Source organism: Paracoccus fontiphilus, assembly GCF_017356265.1.
In the GTDB taxonomy this organism is placed as follows: domain Bacteria; phylum Pseudomonadota; class Alphaproteobacteria; order Rhodobacterales; family Rhodobacteraceae; genus Paracoccus; species Paracoccus fontiphilus.
In genome coordinates this window covers 23026-37019 of sequence record NZ_JAFNAW010000035.1, presented here as the reverse complement: position 1 = coordinate 37019, position 13994 = coordinate 23026, and the positions used below count along the sequence as shown (strand labels likewise).

The window sequence follows — 13994 nt, the reverse complement described above, 5'->3', positions numbered from 1 at the left end:
CGCGCCGACATCCACGAGGCTTTCGTGATCCTCGGCTGCGCCCTCATCTGCCTAAACCAGATCAAACGGTTTTGTTAGATGTTCTAAAGTATTCCGTCGCGGTTTTGTGCTTGCCACAAGGGCGGCAGGGCGGTGGGATGGGACGCGCGACACGGACAGGGGCACCATGGATCGACGGCAGCTTTGGCGACGCTCCGATTCGCTTGAGGAGTTCGAGGCGACGATGTCCGGCCTGCTGCGTCCCTGCCGGGTCGAGGGGCGTGCGCGCACACGCTATCGGACCGAGGTGTTGCACGGCAGGCTTGACCGCGTGGGCCTGACAACGGTGTCGCTGGGCGGGGCCGCGCAGGTGCGGGTGTCGGCCGAGAAGGGGATTTCCCTGCTGCAGATCCCCCTGCGCGGCGGGTTTTCCGCCACCGACCGCCGGGGCGGCACGTTGCATTTCGCGCAAGGGATCGCGGCCCAGCTGGTCGGTCCCGACGCGCCGGTCCGGCTGGATTTCCAGCCCGGCACGCGGATGCTGATCGTCGATTTGGGACCGCAGCACCTGGACGCGATCGGCGGCGCGGCTCTGTTCTCGCGCATCGCACGGGATCGGCCCTCGGTTGCCCTGACCGGAGGGGTGGCGGCCCGGATGCTGCGCCTGCTGGACTTCCTGCTGGAAGACATCGAGATGCAGCAAGGGGAATCGGGGACCGAGGCCGGGATGGAGCAGGCCCTGATCGCCGTCATCGGCGCGCTGCTGGACCAGGGCCGGGCCCGGGATGGCGGTCCGGACCCTTCCCCCGGCCTTCTGCGCCGGGCCGAGCGGTTCATGTCCGCCCATCTGGACATGGACCTGACCCCTGCCCTGATCGCCGAGGCTGCGGGCACCAGCACCCGCAGCCTGCACCGCGCCTTCCGCAGCCATCGCGGGGTCACGCCGATGGTGGCGTTGAAGGCCATGCGCCTTGACCGCGCCCGTGCCGATATCGAGGCCGGACGCATCGGCACGGACGGCCTGACCGGGCTGGCGATGCGCTGCGGTTTCAATCACATGGGGCTGTTCGCGGCCGACTATCGGCAGCGTTTCGGCGTGCTTCCGTCCCAAGCCGCAAGGAAGACCGGCGGGGCCGGGTTTCTTCAGCCTTGAAGCATCCCCGCAAAGGCCGGCCCGTCGTTGCTCGTCGTGCAAGCAGGGCGGCGTCGATCAATGGGGTTCATGCCCCTGCTTTCAACAATTCCTGTCGTCGATCATATTTTTCTTGCGCGAGAGAAATTTTACGTATGAAATTGTTCCCAACAAAAAGCAAAAGCTATCCAACAGGAGCCTGCCCGATGCGCCTTGTGGCCCTTTCGACCGCGCTGACCTTGTCCCTGGCATCGACGGCCCTTGCCGACGATCCGGTCAGGATCGGCGTCCTTGTGACGCTCTCCGGTCCCCCTGCCGTGTTGGGCGAACATGCCCGCGACGGCGTGCTGCTGGCCGAAAAGGCGCTTGGCGGCAAGGTCGGCGGGCGCGAGGTCGAGATCATCGTCGTGGACGACGAAGGCAAGCCCGACGTGGCCGCCCAGAAGGCGCGAGAGCTTGTCGAAAGCGACGGGGCCGACTTCGTGATCGGGCCGACCTTCTCGAACATCATGACGGCGATCGCCGCGCCGGTCACGCAGGGCGGGGCGATCCTGGTGTCGCCCAATGCGGGACCGTCGAACTTTGCCGGCAAGGACTGCAACCCGGACATCTTTGTCGCCTCGTACCAGAACGACCAGATGCCGCAGGTCCTGGCGGAACACATGAACCGGCAGGGCATCGCCAACGTCTATCTGCTGGCGCCGAACTACCAGGCGGGCCAGGACAGCCTCAACGGCTTCAAGGCCGCCTACAAGGGCGAGGTCGCTGGCGAGCTGTTCGTGCCGCTGGGGCAACTGGATTTCTCGGCCGAACTGGCGCAGATCGCCGCGACCCAGCCGGCGGCCGTCTATGCCTTCATGCCGGGCGGCATGGGCGTGAACCTGGTCAAGCAATGGGGCCAGGCGGGCCTGTCCTCGATCCCGCTGATGTCGGCCTTCACCGTGGATGAAACGACGCTGCCCGCCGAACAGGACGCGGCGCTGGACATGCTGACGGGGTCGAACTGGGCGCCCGACCTGGACACGCCCGGCAATGCCGAGTTCGTCGCAAGCTTCAGGCAGGACTATGGCCGCGTGCCGTCGATCTATGCCATGGCGGCCTATGATGCGCTGATGCTGATCGACAGCGCGGTCAAGGCTGCCGGGACCGAGGATCGCGACGCCCTGCGCGCCGCGCTGAAGGCCGCCGATTTCCCCAGCCTGCGCGGCGAGTTCGCGTTCTCGACCAACAACTTTCCGGTCCAGGACTTCTACCTGACCAAGGCCATCAAGGATGACGAGGGCAACTACCGCACCTCGGTCGTCGAGAAGGTCTTCACCGCCGCGGCCGACAGCTATGTCGGCGAATGCCCGATGAAGTGACGCCCGTCGCGGGCGGCGGCACCGACCGACCGGTCCTTCGGGACCGGGCCTGTCCCGCATGTGCTTTCCAGGACGACAGATGTTCAACCTTTTCCTTCTGCAACTGCTGAACGGCGCCCAGTTCGGGGTCCTGCTGTTCCTTGTCGCCGCGGGCCTGACGCTGGTCTTCGGCATCATGGACTTCATCAACCTGGCGCATGGCGTGCTCTACATGGTCGGCGGCTATGTGATGGCGATGATGATGGGCACGACAGGCAACTTCTGGCTGTCGCTGGCGCTGGTCCTGCCTGTCACGCTGGCCGTGGGACTGGTGCTGGAGCTGCTGGTCTTCCGCAGGCTTTACGACAGATCCCACCTGGACCAGGTGCTGGCGACCTTCGGCCTTGTGCTGGTCCTGTCGGAACTGGTCCGCATCCTGTGGGGCTCGGCCCCGCTGTCGGTCGCGATGCCCGAGATCCTGTCCGGGTCCGTCCCGCTGGCCGGGCCGATGCGCTATCCGGTCTATCGGCTGGCGGTGATCGGCGTGGGCCTGGGCGTCGCGCTGTCCCTGTGGTTCGTGATCGCGCGAACCCGCGTCGGGATGCTGCTGCGGGCCGGTGCCGCCAACCGTTCCATGGTCTCGGCCCTGGGAACGGACATCAACCGGCTGTTCATGCTGGTCTTTGCGGCGGGCGCGATGCTGGCGGGCTTTGCGGGGGCCATCGTCTCGCCGATCCTGTCGGTCGATCCCGGCATGGGCGACAGCATCCTGATCCTGACCTTCGTGGTGATCGTGATCGGCGGCGTGGGCTCGGTCAAGGGCGCGTTCTGCGCGGCGCTTCTGGTCGGCATCGTCGATACGCTGGGCCGGATGTTCGGCCCGATCCTCCTCAAGTCGCTGATGGACCCGGCCGCCGCCGCGCAGGCCGGGCGGACCATCGCGCCGATGCTGGTCTATATCCTGATGGCGGCGGTGCTGTTCTGGCGTCCCGCGGGCCTGTTCGGACGGGCGGTGGCGCGATGACCGACCTGACCCAGACCCTTGCGCGCCCGCGCGCCCGCCTGGCCGGACGGCTGAAGCTTGCGCTGTGCCTGTTCGCCGTCCTGGCCGTGGTGCCGCCGCTGGCCCATGCGGCGGGCGAGCCCTTCCTGATCGTCGTCGCCACCCGCATGATGGTCTTTGCCATCGCCGCGCTGTCGCTGGACCTGATCCTGGGCTATGGCGCGATGGTGTCCTTCGGCCATGCCGCCTATCTGGGCCTTGGCGCCTATGCGGTGGCGATCCTGTCGCGGGCGGGCATCGACGACCTGGTCCTGCAGCTTCTGGCGGCAATGGCGGCTTCGGCGCTGTTCGCGGCCGTCACCGGGGCGATCAGCCTGCGGACGCGGGGCGTCTACTTCATCATGATCACGCTGGCCTTCGGGCAGATGGCGTTCTTCTTCTTCGTGTCGTTCTCGACCCTGGGCGGCGACGACGGGGTGGCGCTGCCTGCGCGGTCCACGGTGCTGGGCCTGCCCCTGCTGGAAGGCGCGCAGGGCATGTTCTATGCCACGCTGGCGCTGCTGGTCGCGGTCTTCGCCGGGCTGTACCGGCTGACGCTGTCGCGCTTTGGCCGGGTGCTGACCGGCACGCGCGAAAGCGCGCTGCGGATGCAGGCGATCGGCTTCCGCCCTTTCCCCTACCAGTTGACCGCCTATGTCATCGCCGGCTGCCTGTGTTCGGTGGCGGGCGTGCTGCTGGCCAACCAGGCGATCTACGTCTCGCCCGCCTACATGAGCTGGCACCGCTCGGGCGAGATGATCGTGATGCTGGTCCTGGGCGGCGTGGGCAGCCTGACCGGCGCGATGGCCGGTGCGCTTGTCACCATCGCGCTGGAGGAAGGCCTGGCCCGCTTTTCCGACCATTGGCGGCTTGGCTTCGGCCTGGTGCTGGTGGCGGTGGCGCTGTTCTCGCCGGGCGGATTGTCGGGCCTGCTGCGCCGCCTGGGTCTGGTGAGGGACGCGACATGACCGATCCGCTGCTGAGCGTGCAGAACCTGTCCAAGTCCTACGGGGCGCTGAGGGTCACGCAGGACGTGTCGCTGGATGTCCACGAGGGCCGGATTCACGCCATCATCGGCCCCAATGGCGCGGGCAAGACTACGCTGATCTCACAGCTCTCCGGACAGTTGCGGCCGGACGGCGGGCGGGTCCTTTATGGGGGGCGGGACATCACCCGTCTGGACATGGCGGGCCGCGTGCGCCTGGGGCTGGCGCGGTCCTTTCAGTTGACGACCCTTCTGCCCGGGTTCAGCGCGCTGGAAAACGTGGCCCTGGCCGTCCAGGCGCGCGAAGGATCGTCGTTCCGCTTCCTGCGGCCCGCCGCGGCCGAGCAGGCGCTGAACGACCAGGCCATGGCCTGCCTGGCCGATGTCGGCCTGTCGGACCGGGCGCACCGGCTGGCCGGGTCGCTGAGCCACGGCGAAAAGCGCCAGCTTGAACTGGCCGTGGCGCTTGCCACGCAGCCCCGGCTGCTGCTTCTGGACGAACCCCTGGCCGGCACGGGCCACGAGGAAGCGGCCCATCTGGTGGATCTGTTCGCCCGGCTGAAGGACCGCGTGACGATGGTGCTGATCGAACATGACATGAACGCGGTCTTTGCGCTGGCGGACACGGTTTCGGTCCTGGTCTATGGCCGGATCGTCGCCAGCGGCAGCCCGTCCGACGTGCGCGCCGACCCCCAGGTCCGCGCCGCCTATCTGGGAGAGGAGGCCGCCCCATGCTGACGGTTGAAGGCTTGCAGGCGTCCTATGGCGACAGCCGCGTCCTGTTCGGCATCGACCTGTCGGTCGCGCGGGGCGAGGTGGTGACGCTTCTGGGCCGCAACGGCATGGGCAAGACGACCACCGTTCGGTCGATCTTCGGCCTGCTGCGGCCGCGCGGCGGGCGCGTCAGCATCGACGGGCGCGACCTGACGGCGGCGGCGCCGCACCTGGTCGCCCGCGCCGGGCTGGGCCTGGTGCCGGAAGGGCGGCAGGTCTTCGCCCCCCTGACGGTCGAGGAAAACCTGATCGCCACCGCCCGCGCGCGCGGCACGGCGAAATGGACGCTGGACAAGGTCTATGCCCTGTTCCCCCGGCTCAAGGAACGCCGCCGCAACATGGGCGACCAGTTGTCGGGGGGCGAACAGCAGATGCTGGCCGTGGGCCGGGCGCTGATGACCAATCCCGCGCTGATCGTCCTGGACGAGGCGACCGAGGGCCTTGCCCCCCTCATCCGCGAGGAAATCTGGTCCTGCCTGCGCCATCTCAAGGACGAGGGCGAGGCGATCCTGGTCATCGACAAGAACGTCGATGCCCTGGTCCGCCTGGCCGACCGCCATGTGGTGATCGAGAAGGGCCGCGTCGTCTGGACCGGATCGACCCCCGACCTGATCGCCACGCCCGAGGTCAAGACCCGCTTCCTGCAGGTCTGAATCCCGGTCGGAGGCGGGCCTCGGCACGCCCGGATACATCAAGTTCAAAATATCCAAGTCCAAAACATAACAGACGAACATTAGGGATCCCCTTCCATGCTCGGCCTCAGCACCCATACCGACACGTTCTGCCGCGACAACCTGCCCCCGGCGGACAGCCAGCCCGCCTATCTTCTGGACCGCTTTGCCTATCCCGAGACGCTGAACGCGGCGGTCGAACTGACCGACCGCATGGTCGAGCGCGGCTTTGGCGACCGGGTGGCCCTGGTGGGACAGGGCCGCAGCCGCACCTATGCCGAGCTTGCGGACTGGACCAGCCGCATTGCCCGCGTCCTGGTCGAGGATTACGGCATCCAGCCCGGCAACCGCATCCTGATCCGGTCCCCGAACACCCCGGCCCTGGTCGCCTGCTGGCTGGGCGCGACAAAGGCGGGGGCGGTCGTGGTCAACACCATGCCCCTGCTTCGGAAAAAGGAACTGCTGCAGCATACCGAAAAGGCCCGGATCGCCCTCGCGCTCTGCGACATGCGGATGCTGGACGAGATGCAGGCCTGCCTGGAGGACAGCGCCTGTTTGAAACGGATCGTCACCTTCGACGGCACCGCCGCACTGGAGGGAGAACTTGACCGCGCCGCCGCCGCCAAGCCCGCCGGTCCCTTCTGGGTCGAGACCGGGCGCGACGACGTGGCGCTTCTGGGCTTCACCTCGGGCTCGACCGGGGTGCCGAAGGCCACGATGCATTTTCACCGCGACCTGCTGATCATCGCCGACGCCTATGCGCGCGAGGTTCTGGACGTGCGGCCCGACGACGTCTTCGTGGGTTCGCCACCCCTGGCCTTCACCTTCGGGCTTGGCGGGCTGGCGGTCTTTCCCCTGCGCTTCGGCGCCTCGGCGGTGCTTCTGGAAAGGGCCGCGCCCGCCGACCTGATCGGCATCATCCAGTCCCACAAGGCCACGATCTGCTTTACCGCCCCGACCGCCTACCGTGCCATGCTGGCCGCGATGGAGGAGGGCGCCGACCTGTCGTCGCTGCGCTGCGCCGTGTCGGCGGGCGAAACCCTGCCCGCGCCGGTCTTCGACGCCTGGGTGGCCAGGACCGGCCGCCCCATGCTGGACGGCATCGGCGGGACCGAGATGCTGCACATCTACATCTCGAACCGCCTGGACGATGCCCGCCCCGGCGTGACCGGCAAGCCGCTGGCGGGATACGAGGCGAAGGTGGTGGACGACCACATGAACGAGGTTCCGCGCGGCACGCCCGGCCATCTTGCGGTGCGCGGGCCGGTCGGCTGCCGCTATCTGGCCGACGACCGGCAGGCGAACTATGTCCGCGACGGCTGGAACCTGCCCGGCGACACCTTCATCCAGGACGAGGACGGCTATTTCCGCTTTGCCGCGCGATCCGACGACATGATCGTGTCGGCGGGCTACAACATCGCCGGCCCCGAGGTCGAGGCCGCCCTGCTGGCCCATCCCGATGTCGCCGAATGCGGCGTCGTGGGTGCCGCGGACGAGGCGCGCGGCACCATCGTGCAGGCCCATGTCGTGCTGCGCCCGGGCGCGGTCCCCTGCGACGACAAGGCCAGGGAATTGCAGGACTTCGTCAAGCGCACCATCGCGCCCTACAAGTATCCGCGCTCGGTCGTCTTCACGGACGCCCTGCCCAAGACCGAAAGCGGCAAGATCCAGCGGTTCCGGCTGAAGCAGGGCATGGCCGCGCCATGATGCTCCGGATCGCCGACTGGAACGCGGTCTATGACAACGCGCCCGCCATTCCCGATGGCGCGTCCTGGCCGGGCCGGTGGGTCGAACCGGCCCGCGCCTTCCGCAAGGCCATGGGCGCCCGCGCCCGGCTGGGCATCCCCTACGGGCCGGGCGAGCGGAACCGGCTGGACCTGTTCATGCCCCAAGCTGCGCCGAAGGGTCTGGTGGTCTTCGTCCATGGCGGCTTCTGGATGGCCCTGGATCGCAGTTTCTGGTCGCACCTGGCGCAGGGTCCGCTGGCGCATGGCCATGCGGTCGCGATCCCCGAATATACGTTGTGCCCGGCGATCCGCATCGCCGGGATAACGGCCGAGATCGGCGCGGCCGTCGCCGCCGCCGCCGATCTGGTCGCGGGTCCGATCCGGCTGGCGGGCCATTCGGCGGGCGGCCATCTGGTCAGCCGCATGGTCAGCCACAGCTCTCCCTTGCCCGGCAGGGTGCGGGAACGGATCGCGGGGGTGCTGTCGATCTCGGGGCTGCACGACCTGCGGCCGCTGCGCCGGACATGGCGGCAGAACACGCTGCGGATCGACAAGGCCGAGGCATGGGCCGAAAGCCCGGCCCTGCTGGAACCCTTGCCCGGAACCCGCATCACCTGCTGGGTCGGCGCGTCCGAAACCTCCGAGTTCCGGCGCCAGAATGCCCTTCTGGCGAACATCTGGCGCGGTCTGGGGGCCGCGACCGATTGCGTCGAGGAACCGGACCGTCATCACTTCGATGTCGTGGACGGCCTTGCCGATGCCACTCACCCGATGCTGAGGCCCTTGCTGGAGGCGGAATGACGCGCTTGGGCGCGCCTAGCCCGTGATAAGCACCATGCCCTCCGCGACAGCGACCGGCACCGGATCGAGGCCACAATCCGCGCCCTCGACGGCCTCGCCCGTCAGGATGTCGAAGCGGGCGCCGTGGGCGGTGCACATCAGTTTCGTGCCGTCCGCCGAAAGCAGTTGGTCGCCGCGATAATCCAGGGGCAGGTACTGGTGCGGGCAGGCGTTCACATAGGCGCGCAGGTCGTCGCCCGACCGCACGACCAGCATCGGAAAGGCGCCCTTGTCCGTCGTCACCGACAGGGACAGCACGCCCTGCACCTGCGCCAGGGCGCAAACCGGCGTGCCCGCCGCGGGGGCCGAGGAGTAATCTGTCCAGGCCATCGTCTGATCCCATGAAAGGACCCGCCCGCAAGCCGCAGGCGGGTCGTGTCGCGGCAGCCTATTCGGCGGGCGAGGCGCTGAGCACGCCGCGGCGCACCTGGTCTTCCTCGATGGATTCGAACAGGGCGCGGAAATTGCCCTCGCCGAAGCCATCGTCGCCCTTGCGCTGGATGAACTCGAAGAAGATCGGCCCGATCACCGTCTTCGAGAAGATCTGCAGCAGGATGCGCGTCTCGCCGCCGCCGACCACGCCTTCGCCGTCGATCAGGATGCCGCGCTTCTTCATGCGGTCGATGGGTTCCTCGTGGCCCTTCACGCGGCGGTGCGACATCTCGTAATAGGTGTCGGGCGGCCCCGGCATGAACTCCATTCCGGCATCCGCGATCTTGTCGGTGCCGGCATAGATGTCCTCGGAGGCGATGGCGATGTGCTGGATGCCCTCGCCCTTGTATTCGCGCAGGTATTCCTCAATCTGGCTGTGATCGTCGGTGGATTCGTTGATGGGGATGCGGATCTTGCCGTCGGGCGAGGTCAGCGCGCGGCTGACAAGGCCGGTCTGCTTGCCCTTGATGTCGAAATACTTGATCTCTCGGAAGTTGAACGTGTCGTGGTAGAACTTGTACCACGTGTCCATGTTGCCGCGGATCACGTTATGCGTCAGGTGGTCGAGGTAGTAGAAGCCGAAGCCCGTCGGGCAGGGATTGGCTTCACCCAGCCAGTCGTAGTCGGCGTCATAGGCGCTGCCCTCGGCACCGTACCTGTCGATGAAATACAGCAGCGAGCCGCCGATGCCATAGACGGCGGGCGCCTCGATCGACTTGCCGGGGCCGGTATATTCGGTGGCGCCCAGATCCAGCGCGCGCTTCAGCGCCGCTTGCGCATCGACCACGCGCCAGGCCATCGCGGGCGCGCAGGGGCCGTGTTCCTTCACGAAGCCGGCCGCATGGCTGTTGGTGTCGGCGTTCAGCAGGTAGTTGATGTCGCCCTGGCGATACAGCGTGATGTCGCGGGTCTTGTGCTTTGCCACGGGCGTGAAGCCCATCTGCCGGAAGATGCGGTCCAGGACATGCGGATTCGGGTGGGCATATTCGACGAATTCGAAGCCATCGGTGCCGGCGGGGTTGATGTCGCTGATCGTGGCCTTGGGGGCGTTGTGCGGAAAGGGTCCCATGCGCGTTCCTCCTGTTCGCTGCGGTTCTGTGACAGAATGTCACAGTTCCCTTGCACGGGGCTTGCGAAGTGACGGCATAAACGTTCAAGTTTGCACGAAGCGTGCACGTTACCGGCAAAGGATGCATGACTTGAAACTGGACGGCTTCGACATCGCGATCCTGACGGCCCTGCAACGCGACGGGGCGCTGACGAACGCGGCCCTGGCCGAGATCGTGAAGCTGTCGCCGTCCCAATGCTCGCGCCGGCGGGCGGCGCTTGAGGAAACGGGCGTGATCGAGGGGTATTCGGCGCGGCTTGGCGCGGCCAAGCTGGGCTACGGGCTGCGCGCGATCATCCGGGTCAACCTGTCCAGCCACGGCCAGCGGAAGGAAGACGACTTCGCGCGCTTTGTCGCGACGCATCCGCAGATCCGGTCGGCCTTTTCGGTGTCGGGCGATGCGGACTATGTGCTGGATGTGCGGGTCCGAGACCTGGACGCCTTCGCCGACTTCGTGCACCGGCACCTGCTGCCCCACCCCCAGGTCTCGCAGGTCCGGTCCGAGATCGTGCTGAAGACGCTGAAGGACGAAAAGGGCGTCGCGCCCGGTCTGGTCGCGACGCCCCCACCGTCCTGACGGTCGTGTCAGATGCCGGTCATGCCATCCGCAAAGCGCCGCCAGTTGGCGACATAGCGCGCGGCCGAGTCCAGCAGGCCCTGCCGGGCGGCGTCGTCAAGGGTGCGGACGACCTTGGCGGGGCTGCCGACGACAAGGCTGCCGTCGGGGATCTCCTTGCCCTCGGTGACAAGGGCGCCCGCGCCGATCAGGCAGCCGCGACCGATCCTGGCGCCGTTCAGGATGATCGCGCCCATGCCGATCAGCGATCCGTCGCCGATGGTGCAGCCATGGACGATGGCGCGATGCCCCACCGTCACGTCCGCGCCGATCGTCGCCGGAAAGCCCGGATCGGCATGGACCATCGCGTGTTCCTGGATGTTGGTTCGGGCGCCCACGGTGATCGGCTCGTTGTCGCCGCGCAGGACGGCGCCGAACCAGATGCCGACATCGGCGCCCAGCGTCACGTCGCCCACGACGGTGGCCGACGGCGCGACCCAGTATTCGCCCTCGTCCGGCAGGCGCGGCTGGCGGTCGTTCAATCCGTAGATGCTCATCCCGTTTCCTTCAGAACCTGTAGCCCGCAAAGCGCGGCAACCATGTCGCCAGGTCGGGCAGCGCCATGATGACCAGCATTCCGCCGATCATCAACAGCACGAACGGCGCGGCTCCCCGTATCACGGTGGACAGCGGGCTGCCGGTGATGCCCTTGATGACGAACAGGTTCATGCCGACGGGCGGGGTGATCATCGCCAGTTCCAGGTTGATCATCAGCAGCACGCCGTACCAGATCAGGTCGATGTCCAGCGCGATCAGCGCGGGCAGCAGGATCGGCGTGGTGATCAGGATGATGGCGATGCTTTCCAGGAACATGCCCATCACGAAGATCATCGCCATGACGACCAGCATGAACATCAGGGGCGTCAGGTTCATCGCGACGATCAGTTCGGACACCTGGTTCGGCAGCCGGATGATGGTGATGGCGTTGCCGAAGACCGCCGCGCCCGCGATGATGGCAAAGACCATCAGCGAGGTCATCACCGTGTCGCGCAGGCACAGGCCAAGGTTGCGCAGGCCCAGGTTGCGATAGGCCAGCACGCCGACCAGCAGGGCGTAAAGGCAGCCCACGGCCGCGGCCTCGGTCGCGGTGAAGATGCCGAAGTAGATCCCGCCCATCACCACGGGCGGCATCAAGAGCGCCCAGATCGACTTCGACATCGCCTGCAGGACGGCCTTCCAGCCGGGGAAGGGCGCGCGCTCGATATCGCCCGACTTGCGCGCGCTGATCAGGCAGAAGACGGCGAAGACCAGGGCCAGCAGCAGGCCGGGAATGATGCCCGCCAGGAACAGCGCCCCGATCGAGGCGTTGGCGACGACCGCATACAGGATCATCGGCTCCGAGGGCGGGATGAGAATGCCCAGCGTGCCCCCCGCCGCGACAAGGCCCAGGGCGCTGCGTTCGGGAAAGCCATATCGCTTCATCTGCGGGATTGCCGTCTGGCCGATGGACACGGCCGTCGCCACCGACGAACCCGAGATCGCGGCAAAGATCGTGCAGCTTAGGATGGTCGCCACGCCGATGCCGCCCTTGACATGGCCGATCAGCGTGTTGGCCATTCCGAACAGGTCATCGACCGCGCCCGACCGGATCATCAGTTGCGCCATCAGGATGAACAGCGGGATGGTCAGCAGCACGGGGGAATTGAGATGCGCGAACACCGTGTCGGCCACGCTCTCGACCGAGCCTTCGGCCAGAAACAGCACGGCCGAGCCGGTCAGCAGCAGGGCCGCGAAGATCGGGATGCCCGACAGAAGCAGCGCGATCAGGCCGATGACGATCAGGATGCCGGTCATTTCTCGTCTCCCCGGATGGCGCGCAGCAGGCGCATCAGTGCGGCAAGGCCCAGGACGATGCCGCCCGGTACCATCGGCGCCTGCACCCACCAGACCGGGATCTCCAAGGGGCCGGTGGAATAGGTGCCGAAGTCGCGGTTGAACAGGACGGTATGCCAGGCCGACCAGGTCAGGATGGCCGCGCAGGCCATCACGCAGAGCGCCGCCCAGATTTCAAGGCCCCGCCCGGCGCGCGGACCGGCCGAGGCAGTCAGGATGTCGACGCCGATATGCTGGTCCAGCAGCAGCGCGCTGCCCAGCCCGCAGGATGCGATGGCGACCACCAGATAGCCGGTCAGCTCGTCCACCCCGTTCAGCGGCGCGCCCAGAAGGTAGCGATAGAAGACCGCGACCACCACGGCGGCGAAGCCCACCGCCACAAGCACCGCCGACACGGCGGCAAGCGCGTGGATCGGCCAGGCCAGCACGGTCCAGACCGAACCGTGCCGTTCCGCCGCAACCTTGTGGCCTTCGGACGGATGAACCATCGTCATTGCACCATCCCGTCGACCAGCTTCAGCAGCTCGGTCACGTCCTCGCCGCCTTCCTCGGAGAAGGCCTGGTCGAAGGCGGGCTGCATCACGGCGCGCATCGCCTCGTTCTCTGCCTCCGTCGCGACATGCAGGGTGACGCCCTCGGCCTCCAGCAGGCCGGGCGCGGCCTGTTCGGCGGCCAGACCGTCCTCGACAGCCCAGGCGGCGGCCTTCTTGCCGGCCTCGTCCAGAGCGGCCTTCTGGGCATCGGTCAGGCCGTCGTAGAACGCCTGATTCATGTAGCCGTTGAAGAAGACCGAGATGACGGGCGTCACCGTCATGTGGTCCTGCACCTCGTAGTATTTGCGGGCATGGGCGGCGGCGACGTCGGTGATGGCCGCGTCGATGACGCCGGTGGACAAGGCCTGGTACACCTCGGACCCCGGCATGGAACTGGTCGCCGCGCCCATGGCGGTCAGGCCGGTGTCGAAGGCCGGGTTCAGCCCGCGGATCTTGACGCCCCCGAAATCGGCGGGCGCCACCAGCGGCTTGCCGTTCGAGGTGAAGACGCTCATCCGGGTCTGGAACAGCCAGGCGATGTTCTTCAGCCGCTTCTCCTCCATCAGCCCTTCCAGATAGGCGGCGGGTTCGGACTCGGGCCAGTTGCGCCAGATCTCGGGGTTGCTGAAGGCATAGGGGCGCAGCGTCACGTTCATGGCGGGCAGGGTCTTGCCCCACTGGAAGTTGACCGAGAAGGCGCATTCGAAGCTGCCCTTGGCGACGGACGGGATGTTCTCCTCGGGCTTGGCCAAGGCATTGGCGCCGAAGATCTGGACGTCCAGTTCGCCGTTCGACAACGTCTCGACCTCGGCGGCCCAGCGTTCGATGACCTTGGCCACCTCGTGCTGCGGCGGCAGCTGGTGGCTGCACCGGACGGGCGTTTCCGCCAGGGCCGGGACTGCGGTCAGCGCGGCCAGGGCCGTGCCGGCAAGGATCGTGCGTGCGTTCATGTGGGTTCCTCCTCCCCGTGATTGGTGTCAGG

Annotated in this window: 15 protein-coding genes; 9 read left to right on the top strand and 6 right to left on the bottom strand. The window is 67.4% G+C overall.

Annotation, left to right across the window (positions count from 1 at the left end; translation table 11 throughout):
• Nucleotides 1-166: 166 nt before the first annotated feature.
• The 8 genes from J0F76_RS12770 (at nucleotide 167) to J0F76_RS12735 (ending at nucleotide 8451) form a co-directional block, all read left to right on the top strand.
• The gene (locus tag J0F76_RS12770; protein ID WP_207469988.1) at nucleotides 167-1132 is read left to right on the top strand and encodes an AraC family transcriptional regulator; all 966 of its coding nucleotides are present in this window, start codon (nucleotides 167-169) and stop codon (nucleotides 1130-1132) included.
• Nucleotides 1133-1317: 185 nt separating this feature from the next.
• A complete protein-coding gene (locus J0F76_RS12765; protein WP_207469986.1) occupies nucleotides 1318-2472 on the top strand; it encodes an ABC transporter substrate-binding protein in 1155 nt (384 codons plus the stop codon).
• A 79-nt stretch (nucleotides 2473-2551) separates the two neighbouring features.
• Entirely contained in the window at nucleotides 2552-3475 is a 924-nt protein-coding gene (locus J0F76_RS12760; RefSeq protein WP_207469984.1) for a branched-chain amino acid ABC transporter permease, read from the top strand.
• A complete protein-coding gene (locus J0F76_RS12755) occupies nucleotides 3472-4461 on the top strand; it encodes a branched-chain amino acid ABC transporter permease (RefSeq protein WP_207469983.1) in 990 nt (329 codons plus the stop codon). The genes J0F76_RS12760 and J0F76_RS12755 overlap by 4 nt, the downstream gene beginning before the upstream one ends.
• Nucleotides 4458-5216 carry an ABC transporter ATP-binding protein gene (locus tag J0F76_RS12750; protein ID WP_207469981.1) on the top strand — a complete coding sequence of 253 codons (759 nt, stop codon included), beginning with the start codon at nucleotides 4458-4460 and terminating at the stop codon, nucleotides 5214-5216. The genes J0F76_RS12755 and J0F76_RS12750 overlap by 4 nt, the downstream gene beginning before the upstream one ends.
• Nucleotides 5210-5905, top strand: coding sequence for an ABC transporter ATP-binding protein (locus tag J0F76_RS12745; protein WP_207469979.1), 696 nt, complete (start codon nucleotides 5210-5212; stop codon nucleotides 5903-5905). The genes J0F76_RS12750 and J0F76_RS12745 overlap by 7 nt, the downstream gene beginning before the upstream one ends.
• 96 nt (nucleotides 5906-6001) lie before the next feature.
• Nucleotides 6002-7630 (top strand): AMP-binding protein, encoded by a 1629-nt coding sequence (locus J0F76_RS12740; protein ID WP_207469977.1) that lies wholly within the window; start codon nucleotides 6002-6004, stop codon nucleotides 7628-7630.
• Nucleotides 7627-8451 (top strand): alpha/beta hydrolase, encoded by an 825-nt coding sequence (locus J0F76_RS12735; protein WP_207469975.1) that lies wholly within the window; start codon nucleotides 7627-7629, stop codon nucleotides 8449-8451. Before J0F76_RS12740 ends, J0F76_RS12735 begins: the two co-directional genes overlap by 4 nt.
• 15 nt (nucleotides 8452-8466) lie before the next feature.
• Here the strand turns inward: J0F76_RS12735 and J0F76_RS12730 are convergent, their stop codons facing one another.
• Both J0F76_RS12730 and hppD read right to left on the bottom strand, forming a co-directional pair.
• Entirely contained in the window at nucleotides 8467-8820 is a 354-nt protein-coding gene (locus tag J0F76_RS12730; RefSeq protein WP_207469974.1) for a Rieske (2Fe-2S) protein, read from the bottom strand.
• 58 nt (nucleotides 8821-8878) lie between these two features.
• A complete protein-coding gene (gene hppD / locus J0F76_RS12725) occupies nucleotides 8879-9991 on the bottom strand; it encodes a 4-hydroxyphenylpyruvate dioxygenase (protein WP_207469970.1) in 1113 nt (370 codons plus the stop codon).
• 121 nt (nucleotides 9992-10112) lie between these two features.
• On the opposite strand from hppD, the gene J0F76_RS12720 reads away from it, so the two are divergent.
• Entirely contained in the window at nucleotides 10113-10607 is a 495-nt protein-coding gene (locus J0F76_RS12720) for an Lrp/AsnC family transcriptional regulator (RefSeq protein WP_207469968.1), read from the top strand.
• A gap of 8 nt (nucleotides 10608-10615) precedes the next feature.
• Here J0F76_RS12720 and J0F76_RS12715 read toward each other — a convergent pair whose 3' ends face one another.
• Genes J0F76_RS12715 through dctP form a run of 4 tightly spaced genes read right to left on the bottom strand, consistent with a single transcriptional unit; the run spans nucleotide 10616 to nucleotide 13962 of the window.
• Complete coding sequence (locus tag J0F76_RS12715) at nucleotides 10616-11143, bottom strand: gamma carbonic anhydrase family protein (protein WP_207469966.1); 528 nt, start codon at nucleotides 11141-11143, stop codon at nucleotides 10616-10618.
• Nucleotides 11144-11153: 10 nt separating this feature from the next.
• Nucleotides 11154-12440 (bottom strand): TRAP transporter large permease, encoded by a 1287-nt coding sequence (locus J0F76_RS12710; RefSeq protein WP_207469965.1) that lies wholly within the window; start codon nucleotides 12438-12440, stop codon nucleotides 11154-11156.
• Nucleotides 12437-12973 carry a TRAP transporter small permease gene (locus J0F76_RS12705; protein ID WP_207469963.1) on the bottom strand — a complete coding sequence of 179 codons (537 nt, stop codon included), beginning with the start codon at nucleotides 12971-12973 and terminating at the stop codon, nucleotides 12437-12439. Before J0F76_RS12705 ends, J0F76_RS12710 begins: the two co-directional genes overlap by 4 nt.
• Nucleotides 12970-13962 carry a TRAP transporter substrate-binding protein DctP gene (dctP, locus tag J0F76_RS12700; RefSeq protein WP_207469961.1) on the bottom strand — a complete coding sequence of 331 codons (993 nt, stop codon included), beginning with the start codon at nucleotides 13960-13962 and terminating at the stop codon, nucleotides 12970-12972. The genes J0F76_RS12705 and dctP overlap by 4 nt, the downstream gene beginning before the upstream one ends.
• Nucleotides 13963-13994 lie beyond the last annotated feature (32 nt).

Excerpts from the sequence above, each read along its gene's own strand:
- hppD (WP_207469970.1), bottom strand. The coding sequence starts at position 9,991 with ATGGGACCCTTTCCGCACAACGCCCCCAAGGCCACGATCAGCGACATC.
- J0F76_RS12755 (WP_207469983.1), top strand. The coding sequence starts at position 3,472 with ATGACCGACCTGACCCAGACCCTTGCGCGCCCGCGCGCCCGCCTGGCC.
- J0F76_RS12710 (WP_207469965.1), bottom strand. The coding sequence starts at position 12,440 with ATGACCGGCATCCTGATCGTCATCGGCCTGATCGCGCTGCTTCTGTCG.
- J0F76_RS12705 (WP_207469963.1), bottom strand. The coding sequence starts at position 12,973 with ATGACGATGGTTCATCCGTCCGAAGGCCACAAGGTTGCGGCGGAACGG.
- J0F76_RS12760 (WP_207469984.1), top strand. The coding sequence starts at position 2,552 with ATGTTCAACCTTTTCCTTCTGCAACTGCTGAACGGCGCCCAGTTCGGG.
- J0F76_RS12720 (WP_207469968.1), top strand. The coding sequence starts at position 10,113 with ATGCATGACTTGAAACTGGACGGCTTCGACATCGCGATCCTGACGGCC.
- J0F76_RS12745 (WP_207469979.1), top strand. The coding sequence starts at position 5,210 with ATGCTGACGGTTGAAGGCTTGCAGGCGTCCTATGGCGACAGCCGCGTC.
- dctP (WP_207469961.1), bottom strand. The coding sequence starts at position 13,962 with ATGAACGCACGCACGATCCTTGCCGGCACGGCCCTGGCCGCGCTGACC.
- J0F76_RS12750 (WP_207469981.1), top strand. The coding sequence starts at position 4,458 with ATGACCGATCCGCTGCTGAGCGTGCAGAACCTGTCCAAGTCCTACGGG.
- J0F76_RS12740 (WP_207469977.1), top strand. The coding sequence starts at position 6,002 with ATGCTCGGCCTCAGCACCCATACCGACACGTTCTGCCGCGACAACCTG.
- J0F76_RS12715 (WP_207469966.1), bottom strand. The coding sequence starts at position 11,143 with ATGAGCATCTACGGATTGAACGACCGCCAGCCGCGCCTGCCGGACGAG.
- J0F76_RS12730 (WP_207469974.1), bottom strand. The coding sequence starts at position 8,820 with ATGGCCTGGACAGATTACTCCTCGGCCCCCGCGGCGGGCACGCCGGTT.
- J0F76_RS12770 (WP_207469988.1), top strand. The coding sequence starts at position 167 with ATGGATCGACGGCAGCTTTGGCGACGCTCCGATTCGCTTGAGGAGTTC.
- J0F76_RS12765 (WP_207469986.1), top strand. The coding sequence starts at position 1,318 with ATGCGCCTTGTGGCCCTTTCGACCGCGCTGACCTTGTCCCTGGCATCG.
- J0F76_RS12735 (WP_207469975.1), top strand. The coding sequence starts at position 7,627 with ATGATGCTCCGGATCGCCGACTGGAACGCGGTCTATGACAACGCGCCC.